Origin of the sequence: Lentibacter sp., from assembly GCF_965658795.1 — a bacterium.
Classification (GTDB): Bacteria; Pseudomonadota; Alphaproteobacteria; order Rhodobacterales; family Rhodobacteraceae; genus Lentibacter.
Genome location: NZ_CBFHTG010000001.1, coordinates 13,767 through 37,929, shown reverse-complemented (window position 1 = coordinate 37,929; position 24,163 = coordinate 13,767). Strand labels below are relative to the sequence as shown.

Genomic DNA, 24,163 nt, shown 5'->3' with positions numbered 1-24,163 from the left:
CCCAGTGCGGGGCGTTTTGCGTTTGAGCGCCTGACAGGCAGGCAGCCCTGCCGCGTTGCAACATTTTCGCAAAGATCAGCGGCCAAAACCCTCTGACGCGGCGTAGCTGAGACAAAACGTGACGATTTTGCTCTGTTGCGCCATGGCCTGAAACGGTATTCAGACCAAGGAGACCAAAGAGTCGCGTCAGCGGCCTAACGAAACCTTAAAGGAGTGAGAGCCAATGAAGGTGCTTGTGCCTGTCAAACGCGTCATCGACTATAATGTGAAAGTGCGCGTCAAAGCGGACGGATCGGGTGTTGATCTCGCCAACGTAAAAATGTCGATGAACCCATTCGACGAAATTGCCGTAGAAGAGGCGATCCGCCTGAAAGAAGCGGGCAAGGCCGACGAAATTATCGCGGTATCTATCGGTGTAAAGCAGGCGCAGGAAACACTGCGCACGGCTCTGGCCATGGGCGCGGACCGCGCTATTCTTGTTGTGGCCACAGATGATGTGCACCAGGACATCGAGCCACTGGCTGTTGCCAAGATCCTCGCGAAAGTTGTGGAAGAAGAGCAGCCCGGTATCGTGCTTGCGGGCAAGCAGGCGATTGACAACGATATGAACGCGACAGGCCAGATGCTCTCGGCGCTGCTCGGCTGGTCACAGGGCACATTCGCCTCCGAGCTCGACATTGACGGCGACAAAGCCGTGGTGACGCGTGAAGTTGACGGCGGTTTGCAAACCATCAACGTGACGATGCCTGCCATCATCACTGTTGATTTGCGCCTCAACGAGCCGCGTTATGCGAGCCTTCCCAACATCATGAAAGCCAAGAAGAAGCCGCTGGATGAAAAGACAGCTGCCGACTACGGCGTTGATGTGACACCGCGCCTTACGATTGTCTCCACCACGGAGCCAGAAGCGCGCAAAGCAGGTGAAATTGTTGGCTCGGTTGACGAGCTTGTGGCGAAACTCAAAGAAGCGGGGGCAGTGTAATGTCAGTTCTCCTACTTGCAGAAGTAAACAACGGCGAGCTTGCCATGGACGCAACGGCCAAGGCCGTGACCGCCGCCAAGAAAATTGGTGATGTGACCGTTCTGGCCTGTGGGGCTTCGGCTGCCGCAGCCGGTGCCGCCGCTGCCAAAATCGACGGCGTGAGCAAAGTGCTTGTCGCGGAAGATGCCTCGCTGGGCCACCGCCTTGCAGAGCCAACGGCCGCGCTCATCGTCTCGCTTGCGGGCGATTACACGCATATCGTGGCTCCAGCGACGACAGACGCCAAAAACGTGATGCCACGTGTGGCCGCGCTGCTGGATGTGATGATCATCTCTGACGCCTCAGGCGTTGTCGATGGCGACACATTCGAGCGCCCCATCTATGCGGGCAACGCAATCCAGACTGTAAAATCGTCGGACGCCAAAAAAGTCATCACCTTCCGCACATCGACCTTTGATGCGGCTGGCGAAGGCGGCTCTGCCTCTGTTGAGACCATCTCAGCTGCTGCCGACCCTGCCCTCTCCTCATGGGTGGAAGACAAGGTTGCGGCGTCTGACCGCCCAGAGCTTACATCTGCGGGTGTGGTTGTGTCGGGTGGCCGTGGTGTTGGCTCGCTGGATGATTTCAAACTCATCGAGACGCTGGCTGACAAGCTCGGCGCTGCCGTGGGTGCCTCGCGCGCCGCTGTTGACTCGGGCTATGCGCCGAACGACTGGCAAGTTGGCCAGACCGGTAAGGTTGTTGCCCCCGAGCTTTATGTTGCTGTCGGCATCTCGGGTGCGATCCAGCACCTTGCGGGTATGAAAGACAGTAAGATCATCGTCGCCATCAACAAAGACGAGGAAGCGCCAATCTTCCAAGTGGCTGATTACGGCCTCGTGGCGGACCTCTTCACGGCTGTGCCAGAGCTGCTTGAAAAGCTGTAAGCACGTTTGATGCCGATATAGAGAAGGCCCGCTGATCTGGCGGGCCTTTTTCATTTTGGCAGCCCATTGTCGAGGGATACGGGCTTGAAAGAGCTTGCTGAAATGTCAGCTGTGCGGGACGAAGCTGCCGTTCGCGACGCAGGCTAACGTCAGCCCCTGGGGTGGCGACCTGACGGTTTTGGAAAGGCGCTTTATGCCCGCCAAGCACATCCTCAGAACGAATGGCGCGCCTGCATCTGCCAAATCGCCAGCCCAAGAGAGGGGCTGACGATAGCCGGGCCGCTCCGCGGCTGTTAACCGGCTTGGTGCTCCTAATCGAAGGTTCTCTCTGGGCTCAAACCCACCGTTCAGAGAGTTTTCAACCCTAGTCTTTCAGAGAAAGCGTATGCTCGCGCAGCCATGCCATGAAGCCACGCGGGTCTTGCTCCAGCAGCTCCATTTGCGCATCGGTCAGCGGGTGGCCAACGACAGGGGCCTGATCCTTGTTGCAGCTGTGAACGACCTCATGCAACAGCAAGCCCTGACGCAGGGTCGCCGAGATGCGGTTGGCGATCTGATACCAGCGCGAGTTGGACCCGGGAAAGAAGATCGGCACAACACGCGCGCCGGAGCGGCGGATCATCTGGGCTGTGAAGACATTCCACTCGCGCTCGATGACGGGGCCAAAGGCTGTATCACTTGAGGCCACAACGCCCGAGGGAAAGAGCGCGACAAGCCCCCCCTGCTTGAGGTGCGCCATGGCTTTTGCACGCATTTCGACAAATTTCTTCTGCGCATCATCCTCATAGGGAAAGGGCACAGGGATCATATATTCGGTCGCGGCCTGATCAATTCCTGTGAGCAGCGCGCGCGTGAGAATGCGGTAATCATTGCGCACGCGGCCAATAAGATCGGCAAAGATCATACCATCGACAAGCCCGTGGGGGTGGTTGGCAACAACCACAACGGGGCCATCAAGCGGAATACGATCAAGCTGGTTTTGCGGGGTCTTGAGCTCGATGCCCATGACCTTGAGCACCGCAGGCCAGAAGGCCTGCCCCGTGGGCGGGCCTTGCCGCTCGAACTTGCGCACCAGACGCAGGATCGTCAGCTTGCCTGTGAACCACTCGATCGTCTTGATCACCAGCGCCTTGCTGGGGCTGTCAAACGAGTTGGCATAGGTGAGCGAACGACGGTCGTACGTGTTGGTCACGACGCCCTCTTCTGTCACGATCGGCTTGTTTTGCGTGTGCTCTACCACTCGTGTGTCCTGCTTTGGCCAAGCGCGACTTGCGCCTACATGTCTTCTCCGAACCGATCCGCCACAAGAGCCTCAAGCGCTTGCGCCAAAGCCTCGGCGTCTGGTCCAGACGTCTCGATGTCAATAGAACTTCCACGCGCTGCTGCCAACATCAAAAGTCCCATGATGCTATCGCCGCTGGCACTCATGCCATCTTTTGAGACTTCGGCGCGGGCATCAAACCCCTCGACGACCTCAACAAGCTTGGCCGAGGCGCGGGCGTGGAGCCCTTTTTCGTTGATTATTTCCAGTCGCTTCTGATGTGTCCCCGACATCGCGGCGCTCCTTTTATATGTGAGCTTATGTAATTTGTTGGCTGTCTATGTATTTGCGGCCCGCATCGAGCGCCAGTCGCACCGCATCAGGCACGGGCATATGGCGCGATTTGGCCAGTTTGACGAGCATGGGCAGATTGGCACCATACAAGATGCGGCGGTTGTCACAGCGGCAGGCCATAAGCGACAGGTTGGAGGGCGATCCGCCGAACATATCGGTGACCACGACAACCCCTTCACCTTGATCAACGCTGTCTGCAGCGGTGCAGATCTCGTCTTCTTTGGCGGGGCGGTCGCAATCGGCTTCGATTGTGACAGCGCGCACGCCTTGCTGGCGGCCCACGACATGCTCAACGGCTGCAAGATATTCTTGCGCCAGCCCGCCATGTGCAACAATCACAATCCCGATCAAGTCTTTTGGTCCTTTAGTGGCGCGCCAGACAGCATCTCGCCACGCTCCAATTCGCGGTGTCTAATTGACACTTGCCAACCTGTTTCTGCAAGTGCTTTCGCAAGTCTTTCCGTTAGGGTAACCGAGCGGTGACGCCCGCCCGTACAGCCAAAGGCGATAGCGAAGTGGGTTTTGCCCTCTTCTTTATAGGCGGGCAGCAGCTCTTCAACGAGGCCGGACACGCGCGTAAAGAAGCTGTCAAAGCGCGCATCTGCGGCCACATAGTCTTGCACGGCGAGCGATGTCCCGTTCTGGCTGCGCAGGCTCGCCTCCCAATGGGGGTTGCGCAGAAACCGCGTATCCAGAACCATATCGGCCCCCCGCGGCAAGCCGCGCTTGTAGGAAAACGACTGCACCATAACCGACAGGCGCGCGCCCTCTTCGCCGCCAAAGAGCCGTGCCAGCTCGGCGCGCAGATCGTGGGGGGTGAACTCGGTTGTGTTGAGCAGAATATCCGCACGGGTGCGCACAGCCGCCAGAAGGTCATGCTCGCGCAGAATGCCCACGGCGGGGTCGTCATTGGGGGCGAGCGGATGGCGGCGACGCGTCTCGGAGTAGCGGCGCATGAGCACATCCTGGGAACAGTCCAGATAGAGCAGCTCGGCCTCAAAGCCATGTTGGGTGATCGCTTCTTCCAGCACCTCCAACAGCGCACTGGCAGAAAAGTCGCGGTTGCGCACATCAAGGCCAAGCGCCAGCGGCCGTGTGAGCGGCGGGCCGTCAAGCAAGCGCGAAACAAGACTGAGCGGAAGATTGTCGATGGCCTCATAGCCCAGATCTTCCAGCGCGTTGATAGCGGTGCCGCGCCCTGCCCCTGAGGGGCCGGTCACGAGAACGAGCTGTTTTTGCGGCATATCCACGAGTGGCGACTTTCGGTTGGCGAGCGCTCAGTCGTAGCGCCCTTCCTTAAGATATTGCAAGAGCGCCGCAGGAAAATGGCTGCCCTCGCATTTGTGAAGAGATGGAAGCGATTGCCCCATGATGACCTCTTGGCGCGCGCGCGGCAACCTCTCACGCTCCACATGATCAAGATTAACGATCAGAGCCACAGCCGTTGGCTCTGCCGGCGTTGCGCATAAGATGCCCACACAGCGCGCCTCGATCTGGCCGCGTATCGTGTCGGGACAGGAGGCGATGAGCTGCCCGCCTTGTTGGGTGAGGATGGTGCGGTCATCGGCGATGAGCGCAGCGCCCCGCGCCATCAGCTCAAGTGCCAGCGCAGATTTGCCGCTGCCAGACGCGCCCGTGATGAGAAGCGCCTGGCCCTGAAAGGCCACGCAGGTGGCATGAACGGTTCGGGACAGAGGCGCGCGGGCTTGCCCCATAGCGGCTTAGACCGGAAGGCCGACGACAAACCGCGCACCGAGCGGCTCGGAGGTGATATCGGCATCTGTTGGGCGGATGTTCTCGGCCCAGATCACACCGTCATGGGCTTCGACAATCTGTTTGGAGATCGCAAGGCCGAGGCCTGAGTTGTTGCCAAACTGCTGTTCGGGGCGCTCTGAGTAGAAGCGTTTGAAGATTTTGGTCAGCGCCTCTTCAGGGATGCCGGGGCCTGTGTCTTCAACCACAACAAGCACGCGGTTTTCGCGCTGACGCGCCCAGACGCGGATGGCATCGCCATCTTCGCAGAAGGAGATCGCATTGCTGATCAGATTGACAAAGACCTGTGCCACGCGCGCTTCCAGCCCGGCCAGAACAATGGGTGTCTGGGGCAGATCAGAGATAAAGTCGATGCCTTTTGATTTGGCATCTTCCCCGAGGAACTGACAGAGATTATCAAGCATTTTTAACAGGTTGAAGTCTTCCTGCTCTTCTTTGACGAGCTCTGAATCAAGCCGCGAGGCGTTGGAGATATCGCTGACCAAACGGTCAAGGCGGCGCACATCATGATCGATGACAGAGAGAAGTTTGTCACGCTGATCATCCCGTTTGGCAACCCGCAGCGTGCCCACGGCAGAGCGCAGCGAGGCGAGCGGGTTCTTGATCTCGTGGGCGACATCGGCGGCGAATTGTTCGTTGGCGTCAATACGGTCATAGAGCGCCGAGACCATGCCGCGCAGCGCTCCGGACAGGCGGCCGATTTCGTCGGGGCGCGCTGTGAGATCGGGGATGCGGATGCGGCCCGGGGCCACATTGCGGCTGTCGCGGTCGCGGCCCAGCTCGGCCGAGGCGGCCAGATCGCTCAAGGGATTGGCGATGGTAGAGGCCAGAACGAGGCTGAGGCCAATGGAGATGATCACCCCCACAAGAAACATCTGAAGCACGCGTTCGCGCTCAAGGCGCACGAGATAGTCGATCTCGCCAGAGGTGGAGGCAAGCACGATCACGCCGACAACATCCTGCCCTTGGCGCACTGGCGTGGCCACTGTGAAGTTCCCGCCCGTGTCGAGCGCATTGTTGATCTGGGCGCGCCCGCCCATGGCCGCAACAACAATGTCGCGCGCCTGATCTTCCAAGGCAGTTGGCGCTGTGGCGGCATTGCCGCCAAAGGGGCTGGAAAAGAGCGACCAGATTGCGCTGAGCCCATCTGTCAGATGGGTGCTTTGAGGGCGTGCGGTGGCGCTGTCCAGATCGGCATTGAGGCCGCGCCCTTGCATGCGGGCCACAAGCGTCTCGGCGCTGTCAAACAGCAAGACTTCAAGCCCCTCGCGCAGATCAAGGCCATCAAGGGCGGCGGCGGGGTCGATCCCGTCGCCTGTGGCAAGATTGACAGGCGCGCCAACGGGCATTTGCGCCTCGATCACGTCGGCGACAAGCTCGGCCTCACTGATCAGGGCTTTGGCACGTTGCAGCGCAAGCCCGTCGCGAGAGGAGTTGAGATAGAGAATGCCTGCCAACATGAGCGACATGGCAATCAGGTTGAAGGTGATAATTTTGCGCGCCAGCGGAGACTGGCGCAACGAGAAGAAGCCGCGCCGCTCCCGGCGTGCGCGTATATTTTCATCAACGGTGCTGTGCGGGGCGACGAAATCGTCGCCCAGTACAACATCACCGTTACGCTCAGGTGCTAGATTTCGCACCACCATCCTCTTGGCCCTGCCCTATTCGGCTAATTATTCTTCGTTATATCTGTAGCCGATGCCGTACAGCGTCTCAATTGCCGAGAAGGTATCGTCCACAGAGCGCATTTTCTTGCGCAGGCGTTTGATATGGCTGTCGATGGTGCGGTCATCGACATAGACCTGGTCATCATAGGCCACATCCATCAGCTGGTCGCGGCTTTTGACAAAGCCGGGCCGCTGCGCGAGCGCTTGCAGAAGCAGGAACTCTGTGACGGTGAGCGACACATCCTTGCCCTTCCAGGCAACGGCGTGGCGCAAAGGGTCCATGCGCAGATCACCGCGATCCATGACTTTTGTTTCTTCGGTTTCGGGGATCGATTCACCCGAGATCGCATCCTGACGGCGCAGAAGTGCGCGAATACGCTCGACGAGAAGACGCTGTGAAAACGGCTTTTTCACATAATCATCCGCGCCCATGCGCAGGCCAAGCACCTCATCGATCTCATCGTCTTTGGACGTGAGGAAGATAACCGGCATCGTTGTTTTCTGGCGCAGGCGTTGCAACAGATCCATCCCGTCCATGCGCGGCATCTTGATGTCGAGCACAGCCATGTCTGGAAGTTTCTTGTTAAATGCGTCCAGCGCTTGCTGACCGTCGTGATAGGTTTCGACCTCAAAGCCTTCGGCTTCGAGACACATAGCTACTGATGTCAGAATATTCCTGTCATCGTCCACAAGGGCGATCTTGGACATTTTATTGTTCCTTATACTACTCGTACTGCCTACTTTTTTCATCCACCATTGCCTTTTTCGGCCGTCTGATCAATCCCTTGAAGCGAATCGGGTGCTCTTGTGAGTCGATTTTGCCTCACAAAGTCCTGAGAAATGGCTAAATTGCCTCACTTTCTGTTTCACATCGGAACAATGCGGCCCATATAGGCCCTCTGGTTGCGCTAAACTGAGCTTGATTGCGCTAACTGCGTCATTGCGGTCTGTTGCGACACAAATGCGTCATGTTAAGAGCATGCCAATCATGGTTCGGCAGTGTTGGTTCGAACCATCAACAAGAATTGCCAAAGACAGGCTAAGGAGCATCACGCATGACCTCAGGACGCGTAAACCCCAAATTCACCCTCGACGATCAAGGTATCACAGGGCTTGGCGCTGTTTACTACAACCTGATGGAGCCTGCGCTTGTTGAAGCGGCTCTCAAGAAGGGCGAAGGCACATTGGGCCAAGGCGGCACATTCCTTGTGACCACCGGCAAGTTCACGGGCCGCTCGCCCAAAGACAAACATGTTGTAAAGACGCCCTCTGTGGCCGACACCATCTGGTGGGAGAACAACGCCGAGATGAGCCCCGAGGGCTTTGATGCGCTGTATGAAGACATGCTCGCCCACATGAAGGGCCGTGACTACTATGTGCAAGACCTGGTGGGCGGGGCTGATCCCGAGCTTGCCATCAACGTGCGCATGGTCACCGAGCTGGCGTGGCACAACCTCTTTATCCGCCACCTGCTGCGCCGCCCCGAGCGCGAGGCGCTCAACAGCTTTATTGCAGACTTTACAGTGATCAACTGCCCGAGCTTTCAAGCCGACCCTGCCAAGCACAACTGCCGCAGCGAAACAGTGATCGCGATGAACTTTGATCGCAAGATGATCCTCATCGGCGGCACAGAGTATGCGGGCGAGAACAAGAAGTCTGTTTTCAGCCTCTTGAACTATCTGCTGCCGGAAAAAGGCGTGATGCCGATGCATTGCTCCGCCAACCACGCGACGGGCAACCCTGTGGACACGGCTGTGTTCTTTGGCCTCTCTGGGACAGGCAAGACAACCCTTTCAGCCGACCCTGCGCGCACCCTCATCGGTGATGACGAGCACGGCTGGTCGGACAAGGGCACCTTCAACTTTGAAGGCGGCTGCTATGCCAAGACCATCAACCTCAACCCTGAGGCCGAGCCAGAGATCTACGCGACCACGCAGAAGTTCGGCACAGTCATCGAGAACATGGTTTTTGATGAAGAGACCAAAGAGCTTGATTTTGACGATGACAGCCTGACAGCCAACATGCGTTGCGCCTATCCGCTCAACTATATCTCAAACGCCTCAGAGACGGCGCTTGGGGGCCACCCCAAGAACGTGATCATGCTGACCTGTGATGCCTTCGGCGTTCTGCCTCCCATCGCGCGTCTGACACCTGCGCAGGCGATGTATCACTTCCTCTCCGGCTTCACCTCAAAGGTTGCGGGCACAGAGCGCGGTATCACAGAGCCCGAGCCCACTTTCTCGACCTGCTTTGGCGCGCCGTTCATGCCACGCCGCCCGGAAGCCTACGGCAACCTCTTGCGCGACAAGATCGCAAAGCACGGCGCAACCTGCTGGCTCGTCAACACAGGCTGGACAGGCGGCGCTTATGGCACCGGCTCACGTATGCCAATCAAGGCCACGCGCGCGCTTCTGACCGCCGCACTTGACGGCTCGCTCAACGATGCGACCTTCCGCAAAGACGAGAACTTCGGCTTTGAAGTACCTGTGACGGTGCAAGGTGTGGACACAGCCCTGCTCGACCCGCGCAGCACATGGGAAGACCGTACGGCCTATGACGCACAGGCGCAGAAGCTGGTGGAAATGTTCTCGGCGAATTTTGAGCAGTATCTACCCTACATCGACGAAGATGTGAAAGCCGCCGCCATCGGCTAAGCGCTCGGCACATATGATATGAAAATAACGGCGTCTCTTAAATGAGGCGCCGTTTTTTGTTAGCCCATCAAGCCGCGGCGCACGAGGTTGAGGCCTGCGATAAACAGCACAACCTGTGTGAGGCGGCGAAAGCTCTTCTGATCAATCCGGTCGTGCAGCTTGAAGCCGATCCAGAGACCTGCGACCGCAGGCAAAAGCATGATGGCCGAGAACGGCAGTGTGCGCGCATTGATCACGCCTGATCCGATATGGGAGATCAGGAGCAACACCGCGCCGAGACCGTAGATGACACCTTGAATGCGCAGCGCTTCTTTTTTGGCGACATCCATCGCGTTGAGGTACATCACCGTGGGCGGCCCCCAAATACCCGAGATACCGCCGATGGCGCCAGCCACAGCGCCAAACAGCGCTTCAAGCCCCTTTGAGGCGCTTGAAACCGTCGGCGACCAGCCCAAAAGCTGGAGGCCCGTGAACAGGCTCACCACAACACCAATGGCCAAGAGCAGGATATGCGCAGGCACTATGCTGACAAGCTGGGCCGAGAGCAGCAGCATCACGCCACCAACCAGCAGAAACACCTTGAACGACTTGACCGAGGCCAACGCCTCACGCGGGCCCTGGCGCAGCGCTTGCAAAGCGTTGGTGGCCACGGTGGGCAAAATGAGCGCGGCGAGCGCCAGCTCGGGCGCGATAAAACTCGACAGGCCCGAGATCATGATCATCGGCATGGCAAACCCCACCATCCCTTTCACGACCCCGGCCAGGAGCGTTACAGTGAGGGCGATAAGAAAGAGCGAGGGCGTCAAGCCAGAGAGAAATATATCCATAAGCGTCTCATACGCCTCGTTTTTTCGAAGCGCACGCGTAATTTTTGATCTTATTGACGCACTGCGGCGTAGCAATATTGCGCTGCACCTGCATAATGCGCTAAACCACTCCTGACCCAGAAGAAGGCTGATTCACTCATGGACGGACAAATGACAATGGCTCAAAACACGCTGCTCCCAGATTTACTCGGCCTGACGACAAAAGCCGTACCCCCCGTAGAGACGCTTTTGGATATTGCGACGTCCCGTGTGCGCGACACTGTGAGCGCCGATGGCCGTGTCTCGGCGGGCCTTTTGGAAGCGCACCAGACAGCCGCTCACGGGCTGGCTTGGCTGGCGACATATGTCGAGAGCCTGCGCCAGATGCAGAAATGGGCCGAGGGGCTTGAGGCCAAGGGCCAGTTTGGCCAGATGGAGCAACTGATCCACCAGATCGCCTTCGGTGAATACCTCTGGCAGATTGCTGGCGGTATGCAGATGAACCAGGGTGAAGTTGTCCGCCTGCAAGACATCGGCCTCACAGCAGAGGAGGCCCGCGGGCTGATGACAGCCGAGGTAAGCCTGCTCTGTGAGCAAGGCAACACCCAAGCCGCGCGCCTCGCGCTTGTCGCGCTGATGCAAGAGGGCAAGGCCGAGCTCACATTTGGCAAGACGGGCCTTGATGAAGAACTGGAGATGATCCGCGAACAGTTCCGCCGCTATGCTTTGGACAAGGTGGCCCCCTTTGCCCACGAATGGCACCTCAAGGATGAGCTCATCCCGATGGAGGTGATTGAAGAGCTGGCCGAGATGGGCGTGTTTGGCCTGACAATCCCTGAAGAATTCGGCGGATTTGGCCTGACCAAAGCGTCGATGGTTGTTGTCTCCGAAGAGCTGTCACGCGGCTATATCGGCGTCGGCTCGCTGGGCACGCGCTCCGAGATTGCCGCCGAACTTATTCTGGCAGGTGGCACCCAAGAGCAGAAAGAATATTGGCTGCCCAAGTTTGCCTCGGCTGAAATCCTGCCAACGGCTGTCTTTACCGAGCCGAACACAGGCTCGGACCTTGGCGCGCTGCGCACCCGTGCTGTGAAGACCGCCGAGGGCGACTATGAGATCACAGGCAACAAGACATGGATCACCCATGCGACGCGCACCCATGTGATGACGCTTTTGGCGCGCACCGATCCTGACAGCACCGATCACAAGGGGCTATCAATGTTTCTGGCCGAGAAGATACCCGGCACAGAAGAGGTCCCCTTCCCCACCGAAGGGATGACAGGCGGCGAAATCGAAGTGCTTGGCTACCGTGGCATGAAAGAATACGAGCTGGCGTTTGACGGCTTCAAAGTGAAGCGCGAAAACCTGCTTGGCTCGGAAGAGGGGCAAGGCTTCAAGCAACTTATGCAGACATTTGAGGCTGCACGCATCCAGACAGCTGCGCGAGCTGTGGGTGTGGCCCAATCCGCGCTTGATGTGGGCCTGCAATATGCCGAGGACCGCAAGCAATTTGGCAAGTCGCTTGTGAACTTCCCGCGCGTGGCGAGCAAGCTGGCCATGATGGCTGTTGAAATCATGGTTGCGCGTCAGCTCACCTATTTCTCGGCTTGGGAAAAAGACAATGACCGCCGCTGCGACCTTGAAGCTGGGATGGCCAAACTTCTCGGCGCGCGCGTCGCTTGGGCCGCAGCAGACAATGCGCTGCAAATCCACGGCGGCAACGGCTTTGCGCTGGAATATCAGATCAGCCGTATCTTGTGTGATGCGCGCATTCTGAACATCTTTGAAGGCGCTGCCGAAATTCAGGCTCAGGTCATCGCGCGCAGATTGCTCGGCTAGACACGTCTTCGGCTTTGCTGTGTAAATCAGACCGTTTGGGGGCTTTGCCCCCAGACGATTGCCGTATCCTTATCTCTTTGTACGTATCTGGACGTCTTGATCTCCTGCCAAGGACGAGGCGCGCCATGCCCTCGGCGTCGGCTTCCATATGGGTTTTGCCGACCAGCCAGCTGTTTACCCCTGCGGCGCGCGGGGGGGGGGCAAACATGATGAAGAGAATTATCTTTTACTGGGTCATGCCGGCCACGTTCGTACTGCGTTGAAGGGAAAACCCAAGGGCCGCAAAGCGTTTGCTCAGCGGCCCTTGGTGCAGAATATCTAGGCTGATTTAGGCCGCCCACTCCCAAGGGCGGGTAAAGCTGCCCAGCACCTCGCCAACAGTCGCCTCGCTCGCACCATTGGCCGCAAGCTGTGCCACCAGCCCACGCTTTTTGTCATCAACAACTGCCGTCACACGGGCTGCGACTCCCGCATCTTCCAGCGCTTTGTTGTAAACACGCAGGATCGCTGATTTCCGCAGATCGGGCTTGAAGACTTTGCCCACGGCGGTCTTTGGCAGCTCTTCAAGCACCTCGATATGCTTGGGGAAGGCCGCACGCTCGTGGATGTGCTTTTTGGCGTGCGCCATCAGCTCTTCAGCAGTGGCTGTTCCGCCCCCGATCAGCTCGACATAGGCGCAAGGCAGCTCGCCTGAGTGCGCATCAGGTTGGCCAATAGCCCCCGCGAAGGCAACGTCCTGATGGGCCAAAAGCGCATCTTCGATTTCGGCAGGGTCAATATTGTGGCCGCCGCGAATGATCAGATCTTTGGCACGGCCTGTGATCCAGATGTAGCCCTCGGGGTCTTTGCGGCCCAGATCTCCGGTGCGCAGGTAGGTTTCGTGATAATAGAGGTCTGCGTTTTTATCAGCCTCGGTGTAGGTTTCGGGTGCGTTGACACCAGGCCCTGAGACACAGATTTCGCCGATCTCGTCAGCTGCGCATTCCTGCGGGCCGCTGCCTTTTTGGGCGATGATCTTCACATCGGTGTACGGGAACTGGATACCGACAGAGCCGACCCGCTTTTCGCCATGCACAGGGTTGATGCTGACCAGAACAGTGGCCTCGGTGAGGCCGTAGCCCTCAATAATCTGGATACCGGTTGATTTGGTGAAGCGGTTAAAGAGCTCAAGCGGCATGGGGGCCGAGCCTGAAAACGCATTTTTGACTGTCGAGACATCGGCGTTGACGGGGCGCTGCATAAGCGCCGAAACAGCTGTGGGCACAGTGATGATGAAGGTCGTGCCCCAGCGCTCGCAAAGCTTCCAGAAGTTGTCAAACACACCATCGCCACGGTAGCCCGCAGGTGTGGGAAAGACGACATGTGCACCTGATTTGACCATGGACATCAAAATCACGTGGCAGGCGAAAACGTGAAAGAGCGGCAAGGGGCACATGACGCTTTCATGCTCATCAAACAGAAGCTCGTGGCCGAGCCAGCCTTGGTAGACGATGCCCGAGTTGGTATGTTGCGCAACCTTGGGCATCCCTGTTGTGCCGCCTGTGTGGAAGTAGGCAGCCACACGGTCAAACTTGCGGTCTTCAAATGTGAGGATTTTGGGCTGTTTGGCCAGCTCTGCGTTGAAGCTCTTGACGTCAGCATGGTGATTTACGGTCATCTTGGGCCGCACGAGCGGCACAATCCAGCTCTTGGGCGGGGTCAGGTAGCGATTGAGGTCAACCGTGAGGATGGTATGGACCCCTGGCGCGTGTTTGACGGCTTCCGCTGTCTTCTGGGCCACGTCTGTCTTGGGAAAGTTCTTGAGCGTCACGACGACCTTGGCTTTCGTCTCGCGCAAGATGGCTGCAATTTGTTCGGCCTCAAGCAGTGGATTGATCGGGTTGACGATGCCTGCGGTCATTCCCCCCAGCAGTGCCACCGCTGTTTCGGTGGCGTTGGGCATCACAAGCGCGACGACATCGCCTTCACCAATCCCGAGGGCGCGGAACAGATTGGCCGCCTGACAGACCTGCTCGTGAAAGGCACGCCAATTCAGTGTTTCGGCTTTGTCGTTTGGCCCTGACAAGAGCTGGTAGCTGACAGCCGGGCGCTCTGGAAACTTGGCGGCCGTGATCGCGAGCATGTCATAAACCGTGGTCGGCACGTCGCGCGCGCTCCACGGCATTTCGTTTGTCATATCAAGACTGTCTTGCAGCGTCCCGAGCTTCATAGGTGATCCTCCCCTTTGGCCCGTCGTCTTTGGGCCCCTCCTCTGCGCGATAGTGTCGCGCTTTCCCACATCGCGCAAGGGCCGCGGCGCAACGTCAATTTCCCGCCGACGGCCAGATTTGCGTTTTCCAAGGCGGGCAAAGCGCCCTATGTTTGCCAGCACAAGCCCCCCCCACGCCTATTGGAGACCAGCCCATGAAAATTGCCACCGCCGCCTACCCTGTTAGCTGGTGTTCGACATGGGAAATCTACGCCCAGAAGCAGCGCGACTGGGTGATGAGCGCCTCCGCAAACGGGGCAGATCTGCTGGTTTTCCCGGAATACGGCGCAATGGAGCTGGCCGCGCTTGAGGGCGCTTCAGTTGCCGCCGACATCAACGGCTCGATAGATGCGGTGAGCGCGCGCGTGCCTCAGCTCAACGCGCTTTTTGCAGGGCTGGCCGAGGAGTTTGCCATGCATATCCTCGCCCCCTCGGCACCTGTGCGGGAAGCGGACAAAACAGTGAACCGCGCCACCCTTTTCACCCCGACGGGCGCAGCCGGATTTCAGGACAAGCAGATCATGACCCGTTTTGAACGCGATGAATGGGGCGTTTCGGGCGGCGGGCCGCTCAAGCTTTTTGACACAGCGCTGGGCAAAATCGGAGTGTTGATCTGTTATGACAGCGAGTTCCCGCTCTTGGGCCGCGCGCTTGTCGAGGCGGGGGCCGAGATCATCCTTGTGCCATCGTGCACAGAGGCTTTGGAAGGCTACTGGCGTGTCCGCATCGGGGCTATGGCGCGCGCGCTTGAGGGGCAATGCGTCACAGTGATGTCAAGCTTGATTGGCACAGAACCGAGGCTCTTTGGTGTCGAGGAAAACTCAGGCATGGGCGGCATCTTTTCCCCCATGGATGAAGGCTTCCCGCCGACAGGTGTTATGGCGGAGGGCAGCCTCAACAAAGCAGGCTGGACCTATGCCACACTCAACACCGAAAAGATCGCGCATATCCGCGCCGATGGCCATGTCTTGGGTGTAAAACACTGGCCAGAGCAAGGCCCGCGCGCCTCAGAAGTCACATATGAAAGCCTCGGCGTAGAAAAGCCTTGAAAAACCTGCCCGATAGGCGCATTTAAGCCGCGCTTGCCAAATGTGGCGCGCGAAACTCTAGGAGAGACCATGGCCAAGGAAGAACTGCTCGAATTCCCCGGTGTCGTAAAGGAACTCCTGCCGAATGCGACATTCCTGGTCGAGCTGGAAAACGGCCATACGATCATCGCACATACGGCAGGCAAGATGCGCAAGAACCGCATCCGCGTTCTGGCTGGCGACAAAGTCCAAGTCGAAATGACGCCGTATGATCTGACGAAGGGTCGGATCAACTACCGCTTTAAATAAGCTATGAAACTTGTTCTCGGCTCAGGCAGCCCGCGTCGGAAGGAACTTCTGGCGCAAATTGGCGTTGTGGCCGATGACATTCGTCCACCCGACATTGACGAAACACCTCTGAAAGCCGAGCTGCCGCGCCCCTATTGTGCGCGGATGGCACGGGAGAAGGCGTTGGCTGTTGTAGCCACGCCTGACGAGATCGTGCTCTGCGCAGACACCACTGTGGCGCTTGGACGGCGCATTTTGGGCAAGCCCGACGACGCCACAGAAGCCGAACGCTTTCTGCGCGCGCTGTCAGGGCGCAGACACCGTGTGATCACCGCTGTCGCCGTAAAGAAAGGCGAGAGCCTTTGGGAACGTGATGTCGTCACCTCGGTCAAAATAAAGCGCCTGTCGGAGTCCGAAATTGCTGGCTACATCGCCACAGGCGATTGGCAGGGCAAAGCAGGCGGCTATGGCATTCAGGGCCCCGCTGGTGCTCTGATCCCATGGATCGAAGGCTCTTTCACCGCCGTTGTCGGCCTGCCACTGGCAGAAACGGCAGGGCTATTGCAAGCCGCGGGCTACCCGCTTTGGAGGGCATCATGAAGGGCCGTCAGATTATTTTGGACCACCTGGGCACGCGCGAAGCCGCCGCCCTTATGGTCGACGGGCAGCTCCACGACCTGCTTATCGACGCGGATGCACCCCGCCCCGGAACCATTTATCGCGCCCGTGCGATGAAGCCTGTTAAGGGCCAGGGCGGCATGTTTCTGGAAACACCCGATGGCAACGCTTTTTTGAAGCAAGTTAAGGGCATTGCGCCGGGCGACATGATGACCGTGCAGCTGACGGGCTACGCCGAAGAAGGCAAAGCCCTGCCCGTAACGGGCAAACTGCTGTTCAAATCTCGCTACGCGATTGTCACCCCCGACGCGCCTGGCCTGAACATCTCGCGCCAGATCCGCGACGACGACCGCCGCGACACGCTGATGATGATTGCCAAAGACGAAATGCAGGGACTGGACATGGGCCTTATCCTGCGCTCCTCCTGTGAAGACGCAGCAGATGAGGATATCGCCGAGGATCTGCGGGCGATGGTTGATTTGGCGCAAACGGTTGTGGGCGAAACGGGCAACACCCCCGAGACCCTCACCGAAGGCGACGGCCCACATGTCCTCGCGTGGCGCGACTGGGTTGAACCCGCAGATGTGGTGACGGAAGCCGGCAGCTTTGACAGCCACGGTGTGTTAGAGGCGATTGACGCGCTCAAGAACGCCTACGTGCGCCTTGCGGGCGGTGCCTCGCTCTACATTGAACCGACACGCGCCCTCACCGCTGTTGACGTGAACACAGGCGCAGACGGATCCTTTGCAGCCGGAACGCGGGCCAACTTTGCCTGCGCCAAAGACTTGCCACGCCAACTGCGCCTGCGCGGACTGGGCGGACAAATTACCATCGACCTTGCTCCCATGCCAAAGAAAGACCGTCGCGGCTTTGAGGCTGCGTTGAAAAGCGCCCTGAAGGCTGATGGCATCGACACGGTGCTTGCAGGCTTCACACCTTTGGGGCACTATGAATTGCAACGCAAACGTGCACGCCTCCCGCTTACGGAGCTGCTGACGAGGCTGGATGCATGAGCTGCCCGATTTGTGCCGATAAGACCGACGCGCGCTACAAACCCTTCTGCTCACGCCGCTGCGCGGATGTCGATCTGGCCAAGTGGTTGGGCGGGGGATACGCGATTCCCTCCAATGATCCCGAGGATGCAGACCAGCTTCTGGAGGAGCTGGAAAACCACGCGCAAAAGCCTCACTGATTATTTGCAAAAAGCCTCTGGACACCGCCCCTCCCCTCGCCTAGAACGCCGCTACCCAGAACGCTTAGCGTTCATTCCGTGCCCGGGTAGCTCAGGGGTAGAGCAGTGGATTGAAAATCCTCGTGTCGGTGGTTCGATTCCGCCCCCGGGCACCATTATATCAAATGAAACAGACGCTTACATGCCTATAGCGCCAGCTTTTGCTGTGCTGTCATATTGGTTTGGCCTGCATTTCGATGCTTGCGCCGTGATATGAAGCTCACCTCACTTTTATACGTTTTCTAGGCCAAAAGCCCCGAGCTAACTCGTTGTAGCCATGAGCTATGTGAACCCCCACAGCCACACCAGAAACCCCTGCTAAAGATGCGATTCTCTGAAGGTTAAAGTTTGTGCAGACGGCTATCAGACGCCGAAAAAGACTAACCCGCTGCTTTAAATAAATACTTTTAGTGTGAGTAATTTCTTGACTTAAATAAGTGCACACATATTAATTTAATGAGCGCTCTTAGCTGAGTGCTTGCTGTGAACATCGTCTTTATTTGATGAGAAAGGGGCAGAAGCTCGGCCTCCATCGACCGAACGAAGCCGCAATTGCGCTTAGCCAAGGAGTTGATCCGAACCGGACTAAACCACTTCAAGTCGCAAAACGGCTGCGCCAGCCAGAGCGCCGCTTCATTGGACTTCAAGATGGTGAGACCCTCAAGCCAATCCCCACTGCCGCTTCTACCAGAATGTGATGCTATGGCCCGGAAGGGCTCCAAACAGCAGAAGAACAAGAAACGACAAAGACCAAAATGATCCATAGGGAGAACAACAAATGGACAGACGTAAATTTCTCACAACAGCCGGTGTAGGCGCCGCCGCCGCAACTCTGGCGGCCCCTGCAATTGCTCAAGATAAGCGCCAATGGAAGATGGTTACGGCATGGCCGAAAAACCTACCTGGACCGGGTGTTGCAGCACAAACACTCGCTGATCGTATCACCACATTGTCTGGCGGACGCATTGAAGTCCGGCTCTTCCCTGCTGGTGAGCTCGTGCCTGGTCGCGGTGTCTTTGATGCAGTGAGTGAAGGCACTGCCGAGCTTTATCACGCGGTTCCAGCCTATTGGGGTTCAAAATCCAAGGGCATTCTTCTGTTTGGCTCGCAGCCGTTTGGCCTGCGTGCCGATGAGCAGTTTGGTTGGATGTACCACGGTGGCGGCCAAGCCCTTTATGACGAAATGTATGGCCGTTTCGGCATCAAACCCTTCCTCTGCGGTAATTCGGGCCCACAGTGGGGCGGTTGGTTCCGCAACGACATCAACTCGGCTGAAGACCTCAAGGGACTTAAATTCCGCACAACGGGCCTTGCGTCGGAAATGGCTGCAAAGCTCGGAATGGCCGCAGAAGCGATGTCTGGGCCTGCCATGTTTCAGGCTCTGCAAACAGGTGCGCTCGACGCAGGCGAGTTTATCGGCCCTTGGACAGACAGTGCGCTTGGCTATCATCAAGTGGCCAAAAACTACTATTGGCCAGGTGTCGGCGAGCCATCTTCTGCCGAAGAATGCGGTGTGAACTCTGCTGCCTTTGAGGAGCTGCCCGATGACCTCAAGCAGGTTGTCAGCCTTGCGTGCGAAAGCCTCTACAACCCGGTTTGGACGGAATATACGACCAAACACGCAGCTGCGCTGCAAAAGCTGGTTGCTGATGAGGGTGTGCAGGTCAAAATGTTCCCTGAAGATGTCATCACTGCAATGGGCAAAGCCGCCGCTGAAGTGATCGACGAGCTGCGTCAAGATGATGACGAGCTAGTCAAGCGCATTGCGGAGAGCTTCGTAGCATACCGTGACTCCGTTGGCAGCTACATGGTTTATGCTGACAACGGCCAAATGAACGCGCGCGCAGCGGTCATGGGTTACTAAACCGACCCGCCTGCGCGCATATGAAATTGCGCGCAGGCACAATCGCCACTTTGGGAGCGCATGATGGAAAAACTGGCAAACGCGATCGATGCACTGAACACAGGTGTTGCCACTTTTGTTCGATGGCTCGCTCTTTTCATGGTTCTTGTGCAATTCACCATTGTTCTTGGCCGCTATGCCTTTGGCGTGAACTCGATCGCAGCACAAGAGAGCGTGCTTTACATGCATGCGGCGCTTTTTATGCTCGGAGCCAGCTACACCTTACTTGTCGACAAGCATGTCCGCGTGGATGTTTTCTATAGCAAGGCACGCCCAGAGACCAAAAGGCGTATCGATATTTTCGGGCACCTCTTCCTGCTACTGCCCTCCATGGGCACTTTGCTCTACTGGTCTTGGCCCTCTGTGCGCAACTCATGGAAGATACTGGAAGGCCCGCTGTCTGTCGGCGGTATTGAAGCCGTATTTCTCATGAAATCGCTCATTCCAGCGTTTTGCGTCCTCGTGATGTTGCAATCCGTTTCCCTCCTGATCCGTCTCATGCTGCAAAGGCCAACTCCATGATGGAATATCTCGACCTAATCATGTTCGCAGCCCTTATGGGGGCGATCCTTCTTGGATTTCCCGTGTCATTTTCTATCGCGGGTGTCGGTATAATCTTTGCATTTATCGGCTGGTACACGGGCCATATGGACATCACCCTTCTTGGCGCGATGGGCCAGCGTGTCTTTGGGTTGTTGTCCAACAATGTCCTCATTGCGATTCCGCTGTTTGTTCTCATGGGAGCGGTACTGGAAAAGAGCCGCATAGCCGAGGATCTGCTCGACACCATGGGGCGCCTCTTTGGCCAGCTGCATGGTGGCCTCGGCATTTCGGTCATTTTGGTGGGAGCGCTTTTGGCCGCCTCAACAGGCATTGTCGGTGCGACCGTTGTCGCCATGGGCATGATCGCCCTACCCGCCATGCTACGGGCAGGCTATGACCCGCGTGTGGCCTCTGGCATCGTCTGTACGGCAGGCACACTGGGGCAAATCATTCCGCCCTCTACACTTTTGATCATCCTCGCGGATGTAATGTCTAATTCGTTTCAGCAAGCACAGTATGAACAAGGGAAGTTCTCGGTTGAAGCCCTGTCAGTCGGCCAGTTTTTTGCAGCAGCCGTGATTCCGGGGCTTCTGCTCGTTACCCTCTATCTCGTTTATGTCTTGCTGCGTGGCTGGATCCGCCCACAAGACATGCCACCAGCGCCTGCCGACCTGGCCAAACCTGACCGTGCTGAAATACTCCGCGCCGTTGTTCCCCCAATTCTCCTCATCTTTGCTGTCTTGGGTGCAATTCTTGGCGGGATTGCAACGCCGACTGAGGCCGCGTCCGTCGGTGCCATCGGCGCGCTCCTGATGACGGGTCACAAGATGGGGGCAAGCCCCAAACTGATCCTGACAGGCGCTGCTGCTTTCATCGCGTTAGGCGTTCTCGCTGGAGCCTTTCCTGTTCGCTTCCAGCGCAATGATCTTAGCAATGCCGATTTCGCCTTGGGCCTTGTCTACGCAGGCCTTGCAATCTGCGGCATGATGGCTGTGCTCGCCGCGCTTAAGCCGGCACTCAACCAAAAAGTTGTCCACGGAGCCCTTGAATCGACCCTCACAATGACCTCGATGATCTTTGCCACCATACTCGCCGCAGGAGTCTTCAGCCTCGTGTTCATCGGCTTGGGTGGTGAAGAACGCGTGGCCAGCATCCTGAGCAGTATGCCAGGTGGCGCAACCGGCGCGCTTGTCTTCTGCATGGTCTTCATCTTCTTCTTGGGGTTCTTCCTTGATTTCGTGGAGATATCGGTCATCGTCCTACCCCTTGTCACCCCAACCCTGATCCTTCTGGGCCATGACCCCATCTGGCTGGGCATCCTTATTGCTATCAACTTGCAAACAAGTTTTCTGACCCCGCCCTTCGGCTTTTCACTGTTCTACCTGAGAGGCGCAGCGCCCAAAGAGATCACAACCCGCCATATCTATGCAGGCGTTATTCCGTTTATTGGCATACAAGCCATAGGCGTCGTGTTTATCTGGTTTGTGCCAACGCTTGCCACTTGGCTTCCGTCAGTTCTGTTTTAAGCAGCCACAGTTTGCGTTGTGGCAAGATGGCTCATCGAGCAACACTATAAATGGTGTGACCGATTCTTCCCAACGGCGTGGGCGGGGCAAATAAACTTAGTTGCGCAGCGTCATAGCGCCAAAGTCATGGCTATATGCGCTTATGCTGCCGACATAGTTGCCTGCCCCGAGGCGAAGGCGAGAGATATACGGCCATATGGTGTGGTTTCGCCGCCCTGAGTGGCGATTTATGGACCAATACGCCCAGATTCAAAGATTTCGCTTGAAATTACTGTGGCTGGAGACAATATGCACCCAAATTTTACTAGCAAGATAGAAGAGCTGAAATGGAAGTAAGTGTTCGCGACAACAATGTTGATCAGGCGCTTCGTGCGCTGAAGAAGAAACTACAGCGCGAAGGCGTTTTCCGTGAAATGCGGCTGAAAGAACATTTCGAAAAGCCCTCCGTGCGCAAAGCACGCGAGAAAAAAGAGTCGATCAGCCGCCAGCGTAAACTGGCGCGCAAGAAGGCGCTCCGCGACGGTTAAGCCAAAGGCGGTCAAGATAGAGCAGTCTAGCTTGACGCAATGGCACTGATTACCGCCGTGTCGGCCTCACCGTTAAGTGCGTGAGACCAACAGATCAAATGCCGCGCTCGCTTTCATGGTGAGCGCGGCATTTCTGTGTGTTCAAACGGCGGGGTTTATTTTGGGACACACCACGCGCCCAGTGGATGCATCCGCTGGGGGCTTTTTTACGAGCTGATTGTCTTGGCAACAGGCTGCAGGGGCAGCCTGCCATACCTTACATCTTTGCAGGAACCTCGATCCCCAAGAGGCCAAGGCCAAGCTCGAGCTGCGCCTTGGCTGCCGTCAGCAAGCCAAGATGAGAGGCCGCAACGGCAGGGTCAACGCCCTCAGCCAAAACACGGTTTGACTGGTAGAAGGAGTTGGTTGCGTTGGCGAGCTTGTAGACATGCATCGCCATGTTGCTCGGCTTGCGGGTTTCGACAGCACGGGCGAGCTTGGCCGGGAATTCATCAAGCGTCAGCACAAGCGCGCGTGCGCCGTCAGACACTGTGTCAAACGCAGCCGGCGTCAGCCCTGCGGCGCGGGCATTCTCCATCAGTGATGCAATGCGCACACAGGTGTACTGGATATAAGGGCCCGTCTTGCCTTCAAACTGCAGGAACTGCTCCATATCAAAGATATAATTGCTCTCGCGGTCGTGGGACAGCTCGCCAAACTTAATCGCCGCAATAGCGATCTGCTCGGCTGTTTTTTCAAGCGCGTCGCCCTCGAGTTTGCCCATCGCCTCAAGGCGGGCGCGGGCTGCGGCGTTCATCTCTTCCATAAGATCGTGCAAGCGCATGACACCGCCTTCGCGGGTCTTGAAAGGCTTGCCATCAGTGCCGTTGACCGTGCCAAAGGCCGTGTGCTCAAGCTTTGTCGTGCCCAGCAGCCCCGTCTTTTCCATGCCAAGGAACACTTGCTGGAAGTGCATTTTCTGGCGCGCATCAACGACATAGAGAATGTAGTCAGGCTTATCGTGGTTCAGGCGGTCAACAATCGTGGCAAGGTCGGTCGCACCGTAGCCATAGCCACCGTTGGAGTTGCGCAGCATGAGCGGGGGCAGCTTGTTGTCCTCTCCCAGATGCACAACAATCGCGCCGTCATCCAGCACCGCTGTGCCACTGTCTTCCAAGCTTGAGACAAGCGGGCCGAGCATATCTTGGTAGCGGCTTTCGCCATAGAAGTAGGTAAACTCACAGCCCAAGCGGTTGTAGTCACGGCGCAGGCTGGCGATGCTCACATCGACAATGCGCTGCCAAAGCCGCATGTAGCGCTCATCTCCGGCTTGCAGCGCCGAGGTCGCCTCGCGGGCCTGCTCGCGGAAAGCTTCATCGGCTTTCGACTTTGCAGACGCAGCAGGATACCACTCTTGCAAATCAAGCATCGTAATCGGTGTGGTCACTGTCTCGTCAAAGAGATCAGGGCGCACCTCCTGAATTTGGGTGATGAGCTGGCCCAGCTGCAAGCCCCAGTCTCCCAGATGCACATCGCTCACAACGTCATGGCCCGCAAACTCCAAGAGGTTGATCAGCCCGTGCCCTACGATGGCAGAGCGCAAATGCCCCACGTGCATTTCCTTGGCCAGGTTGGGGCCACCATAATCAACCATGATTTTCGCAGGTGTTTCGGTTGCTGCCAAAGCGCGCGGATCAGCCACCGAGGCCGCAACAAGCCCGCGCAACGCGGCATCTGTCGCCTTGAAGTTCAAAAAGCCGGGCTTCACAAAGTCGGCTTCAAAGAGCTCACCAAGGTCAAGCGCCTCCATAACTGCCGCGCCTGCCTCCATCGGGTTCATCTTTTGGCTCTTGGCCACGCCCATAAGGCCGTTGCACTGGAAATCTGCCAGATCTGGGCGGTCGGAAACACGCACCGCGGCAAACTTGGTGTCATACCCCGCGCGTTCAAATGCGGCGTTTACCATCTGTTGAAGGGTCTCAATCAGGGTCTTTTGCATGGGGCGCGGGC

23 protein-coding genes and 1 tRNA gene are annotated in these 24,163 nt (G+C 57.6%); 14 read left to right on the top strand and 10 right to left on the bottom strand.

Annotation, left to right across the window (positions count from 1 at the left end):
* Positions 1 to 223 precede the first annotated feature (223 nt).
* Both ACTG3X_RS00210 and ACTG3X_RS00205 read left to right on the top strand, forming a co-directional pair.
* Positions 224 to 982 carry an electron transfer flavoprotein subunit beta/FixA family protein gene (locus ACTG3X_RS00210; protein ID WP_439109205.1) on the top strand — a complete coding sequence of 253 codons (759 nt, stop codon included), beginning with the start codon at positions 224 to 226 and terminating at the stop codon, positions 980 to 982.
* Positions 982 to 1,908 carry an electron transfer flavoprotein subunit alpha/FixB family protein gene (locus tag ACTG3X_RS00205; protein WP_439109204.1) on the top strand — a complete coding sequence of 309 codons (927 nt, stop codon included), beginning with the start codon at positions 982 to 984 and terminating at the stop codon, positions 1,906 to 1,908. Before ACTG3X_RS00210 ends, ACTG3X_RS00205 begins: the two co-directional genes overlap by 1 nt.
* Positions 1,909 to 2,272: 364 nt before the next feature.
* On the opposite strand, the gene ACTG3X_RS00200 is transcribed toward ACTG3X_RS00205, so the two are convergent.
* From ACTG3X_RS00200 to ACTG3X_RS00170, 7 genes are read right to left on the bottom strand one after another with little or no spacing between them, the layout of a single operon-like run.
* Complete coding sequence (locus ACTG3X_RS00200) at positions 2,273 to 3,148, bottom strand: lysophospholipid acyltransferase family protein (RefSeq protein WP_439109203.1); 876 nt, start codon at positions 3,146 to 3,148, stop codon at positions 2,273 to 2,275.
* A 35-nt stretch (positions 3,149 to 3,183) separates the two neighbouring features.
* Entirely contained in the window at positions 3,184 to 3,462 is a 279-nt protein-coding gene (locus ACTG3X_RS00195; protein WP_263765077.1) for an HPr family phosphocarrier protein, read from the bottom strand.
* A 25-nt stretch (positions 3,463 to 3,487) separates the two neighbouring features.
* Positions 3,488 to 3,874, bottom strand: a complete 387-nt coding sequence (locus ACTG3X_RS00190; RefSeq protein WP_439109202.1) for a PTS sugar transporter subunit IIA — start codon at positions 3,872 to 3,874, stop codon at positions 3,488 to 3,490.
* Positions 3,871 to 4,767, bottom strand: a complete 897-nt coding sequence (gene rapZ, locus ACTG3X_RS00185; RefSeq protein ID WP_439109439.1) for an RNase adapter RapZ — start codon at positions 4,765 to 4,767, stop codon at positions 3,871 to 3,873. The genes ACTG3X_RS00190 and rapZ overlap by 4 nt, the downstream gene beginning before the upstream one ends.
* A 33-nt stretch (positions 4,768 to 4,800) precedes the next feature.
* Positions 4,801 to 5,238, bottom strand: coding sequence for an HPr kinase/phosphorylase (locus ACTG3X_RS00180; RefSeq protein WP_439109201.1), 438 nt, complete (start codon positions 5,236 to 5,238; stop codon positions 4,801 to 4,803).
* A gap of 6 nt (positions 5,239 to 5,244) precedes the next feature.
* A complete protein-coding gene (locus ACTG3X_RS00175; protein WP_439109200.1) occupies positions 5,245 to 6,942 on the bottom strand; it encodes a sensor N-terminal transmembrane domain-containing protein in 1,698 nt (565 codons plus the stop codon).
* Between the two features lie 27 nt (positions 6,943 to 6,969).
* On the bottom strand, positions 6,970 to 7,671 hold the full coding sequence (locus ACTG3X_RS00170; RefSeq protein ID WP_439109199.1) for a response regulator transcription factor: 702 nt from the start codon (positions 7,669 to 7,671) through the stop codon (positions 6,970 to 6,972).
* Positions 7,672 to 8,018: 347 nt separating this feature from the next.
* Between ACTG3X_RS00170 and ACTG3X_RS00165 the strand changes: the two genes are divergently transcribed.
* A complete protein-coding gene (locus tag ACTG3X_RS00165; protein ID WP_439109198.1) occupies positions 8,019 to 9,617 on the top strand; it encodes a phosphoenolpyruvate carboxykinase in 1,599 nt (532 codons plus the stop codon).
* Between the two features lie 59 nt (positions 9,618 to 9,676).
* Here the strand turns inward: ACTG3X_RS00165 and ACTG3X_RS00160 are convergent, their stop codons facing one another.
* Positions 9,677 to 10,444: a sulfite exporter TauE/SafE family protein gene (locus tag ACTG3X_RS00160; protein ID WP_439109197.1), complete on the bottom strand. Its 768-nt coding sequence runs from the start codon at positions 10,442 to 10,444 to the stop codon at positions 9,677 to 9,679.
* A gap of 150 nt (positions 10,445 to 10,594) precedes the next feature.
* Between ACTG3X_RS00160 and ACTG3X_RS00155 the strand changes: the two genes are divergently transcribed.
* Positions 10,595 to 12,262 carry an acyl-CoA dehydrogenase family protein gene (locus ACTG3X_RS00155; protein ID WP_439109196.1) on the top strand — a complete coding sequence of 556 codons (1,668 nt, stop codon included), beginning with the start codon at positions 10,595 to 10,597 and terminating at the stop codon, positions 12,260 to 12,262.
* Between the two features lie 328 nt (positions 12,263 to 12,590).
* On the opposite strand, the gene ACTG3X_RS00150 is transcribed toward ACTG3X_RS00155, so the two are convergent.
* Complete coding sequence (locus ACTG3X_RS00150) at positions 12,591 to 14,471, bottom strand: acyl-CoA synthetase (protein ID WP_439109195.1); 1,881 nt, start codon at positions 14,469 to 14,471, stop codon at positions 12,591 to 12,593.
* Positions 14,472 to 14,665: 194 nt separating this feature from the next.
* Between ACTG3X_RS00150 and ACTG3X_RS00145 the strand changes: the two genes are divergently transcribed.
* The 10 genes from ACTG3X_RS00145 (at position 14,666) to rpsU (ending at position 22,174) form a co-directional block, all read left to right on the top strand.
* The gene (locus tag ACTG3X_RS00145; RefSeq protein WP_439109194.1) at positions 14,666 to 15,559 is read left to right on the top strand and encodes a carbon-nitrogen hydrolase family protein; all 894 of its coding nucleotides are present in this window, start codon (positions 14,666 to 14,668) and stop codon (positions 15,557 to 15,559) included.
* A 69-nt stretch (positions 15,560 to 15,628) separates the two neighbouring features.
* Complete coding sequence (gene infA, locus ACTG3X_RS00140) at positions 15,629 to 15,847, top strand: translation initiation factor IF-1 (protein ID WP_008186030.1); 219 nt, start codon at positions 15,629 to 15,631, stop codon at positions 15,845 to 15,847.
* A 3-nt stretch (positions 15,848 to 15,850) separates the two neighbouring features.
* Positions 15,851 to 16,426: a Maf family protein gene (locus ACTG3X_RS00135; RefSeq protein WP_439109193.1), complete on the top strand. Its 576-nt coding sequence runs from the start codon at positions 15,851 to 15,853 to the stop codon at positions 16,424 to 16,426.
* Entirely contained in the window at positions 16,423 to 17,457 is a 1,035-nt protein-coding gene (locus ACTG3X_RS00130; RefSeq protein ID WP_439105160.1) for a ribonuclease E/G, read from the top strand. The genes ACTG3X_RS00135 and ACTG3X_RS00130 overlap by 4 nt, the downstream gene beginning before the upstream one ends.
* Complete coding sequence (locus tag ACTG3X_RS00125) at positions 17,454 to 17,636, top strand: DNA gyrase inhibitor YacG (protein WP_439109192.1); 183 nt, start codon at positions 17,454 to 17,456, stop codon at positions 17,634 to 17,636. The genes ACTG3X_RS00130 and ACTG3X_RS00125 overlap by 4 nt, the downstream gene beginning before the upstream one ends.
* A gap of 80 nt (positions 17,637 to 17,716) precedes the next feature.
* Positions 17,717 to 17,791: transfer RNA gene (locus tag ACTG3X_RS00120), tRNA-Phe, on the top strand.
* 662 nt (positions 17,792 to 18,453) lie between these two features.
* Entirely contained in the window at positions 18,454 to 19,539 is a 1,086-nt protein-coding gene (locus tag ACTG3X_RS00115; protein WP_439109191.1) for a TRAP transporter substrate-binding protein, read from the top strand.
* Positions 19,540 to 19,602: 63 nt separating this feature from the next.
* Positions 19,603 to 20,100, top strand: a complete 498-nt coding sequence (locus ACTG3X_RS00110) for a TRAP transporter small permease subunit (protein ID WP_439109190.1) — start codon at positions 19,603 to 19,605, stop codon at positions 20,098 to 20,100.
* Positions 20,097 to 21,647, top strand: coding sequence for a TRAP transporter large permease (locus tag ACTG3X_RS00105; RefSeq protein WP_439109189.1), 1,551 nt, complete (start codon positions 20,097 to 20,099; stop codon positions 21,645 to 21,647). The genes ACTG3X_RS00110 and ACTG3X_RS00105 overlap by 4 nt, the downstream gene beginning before the upstream one ends.
* A gap of 326 nt (positions 21,648 to 21,973) precedes the next feature.
* Complete coding sequence (rpsU, locus tag ACTG3X_RS00100; RefSeq protein ID WP_439109188.1) at positions 21,974 to 22,174, top strand: 30S ribosomal protein S21; 201 nt, start codon at positions 21,974 to 21,976, stop codon at positions 22,172 to 22,174.
* Between the two features lie 256 nt (positions 22,175 to 22,430).
* Here the strand turns inward: rpsU and argS are convergent, their stop codons facing one another.
* Positions 22,431 to 24,152, bottom strand: a complete 1,722-nt coding sequence (gene argS, locus ACTG3X_RS00095) for an arginine--tRNA ligase (protein ID WP_439109187.1) — start codon at positions 24,150 to 24,152, stop codon at positions 22,431 to 22,433.
* Between the last annotated feature and the right edge of the window lie 11 nt (positions 24,153 to 24,163).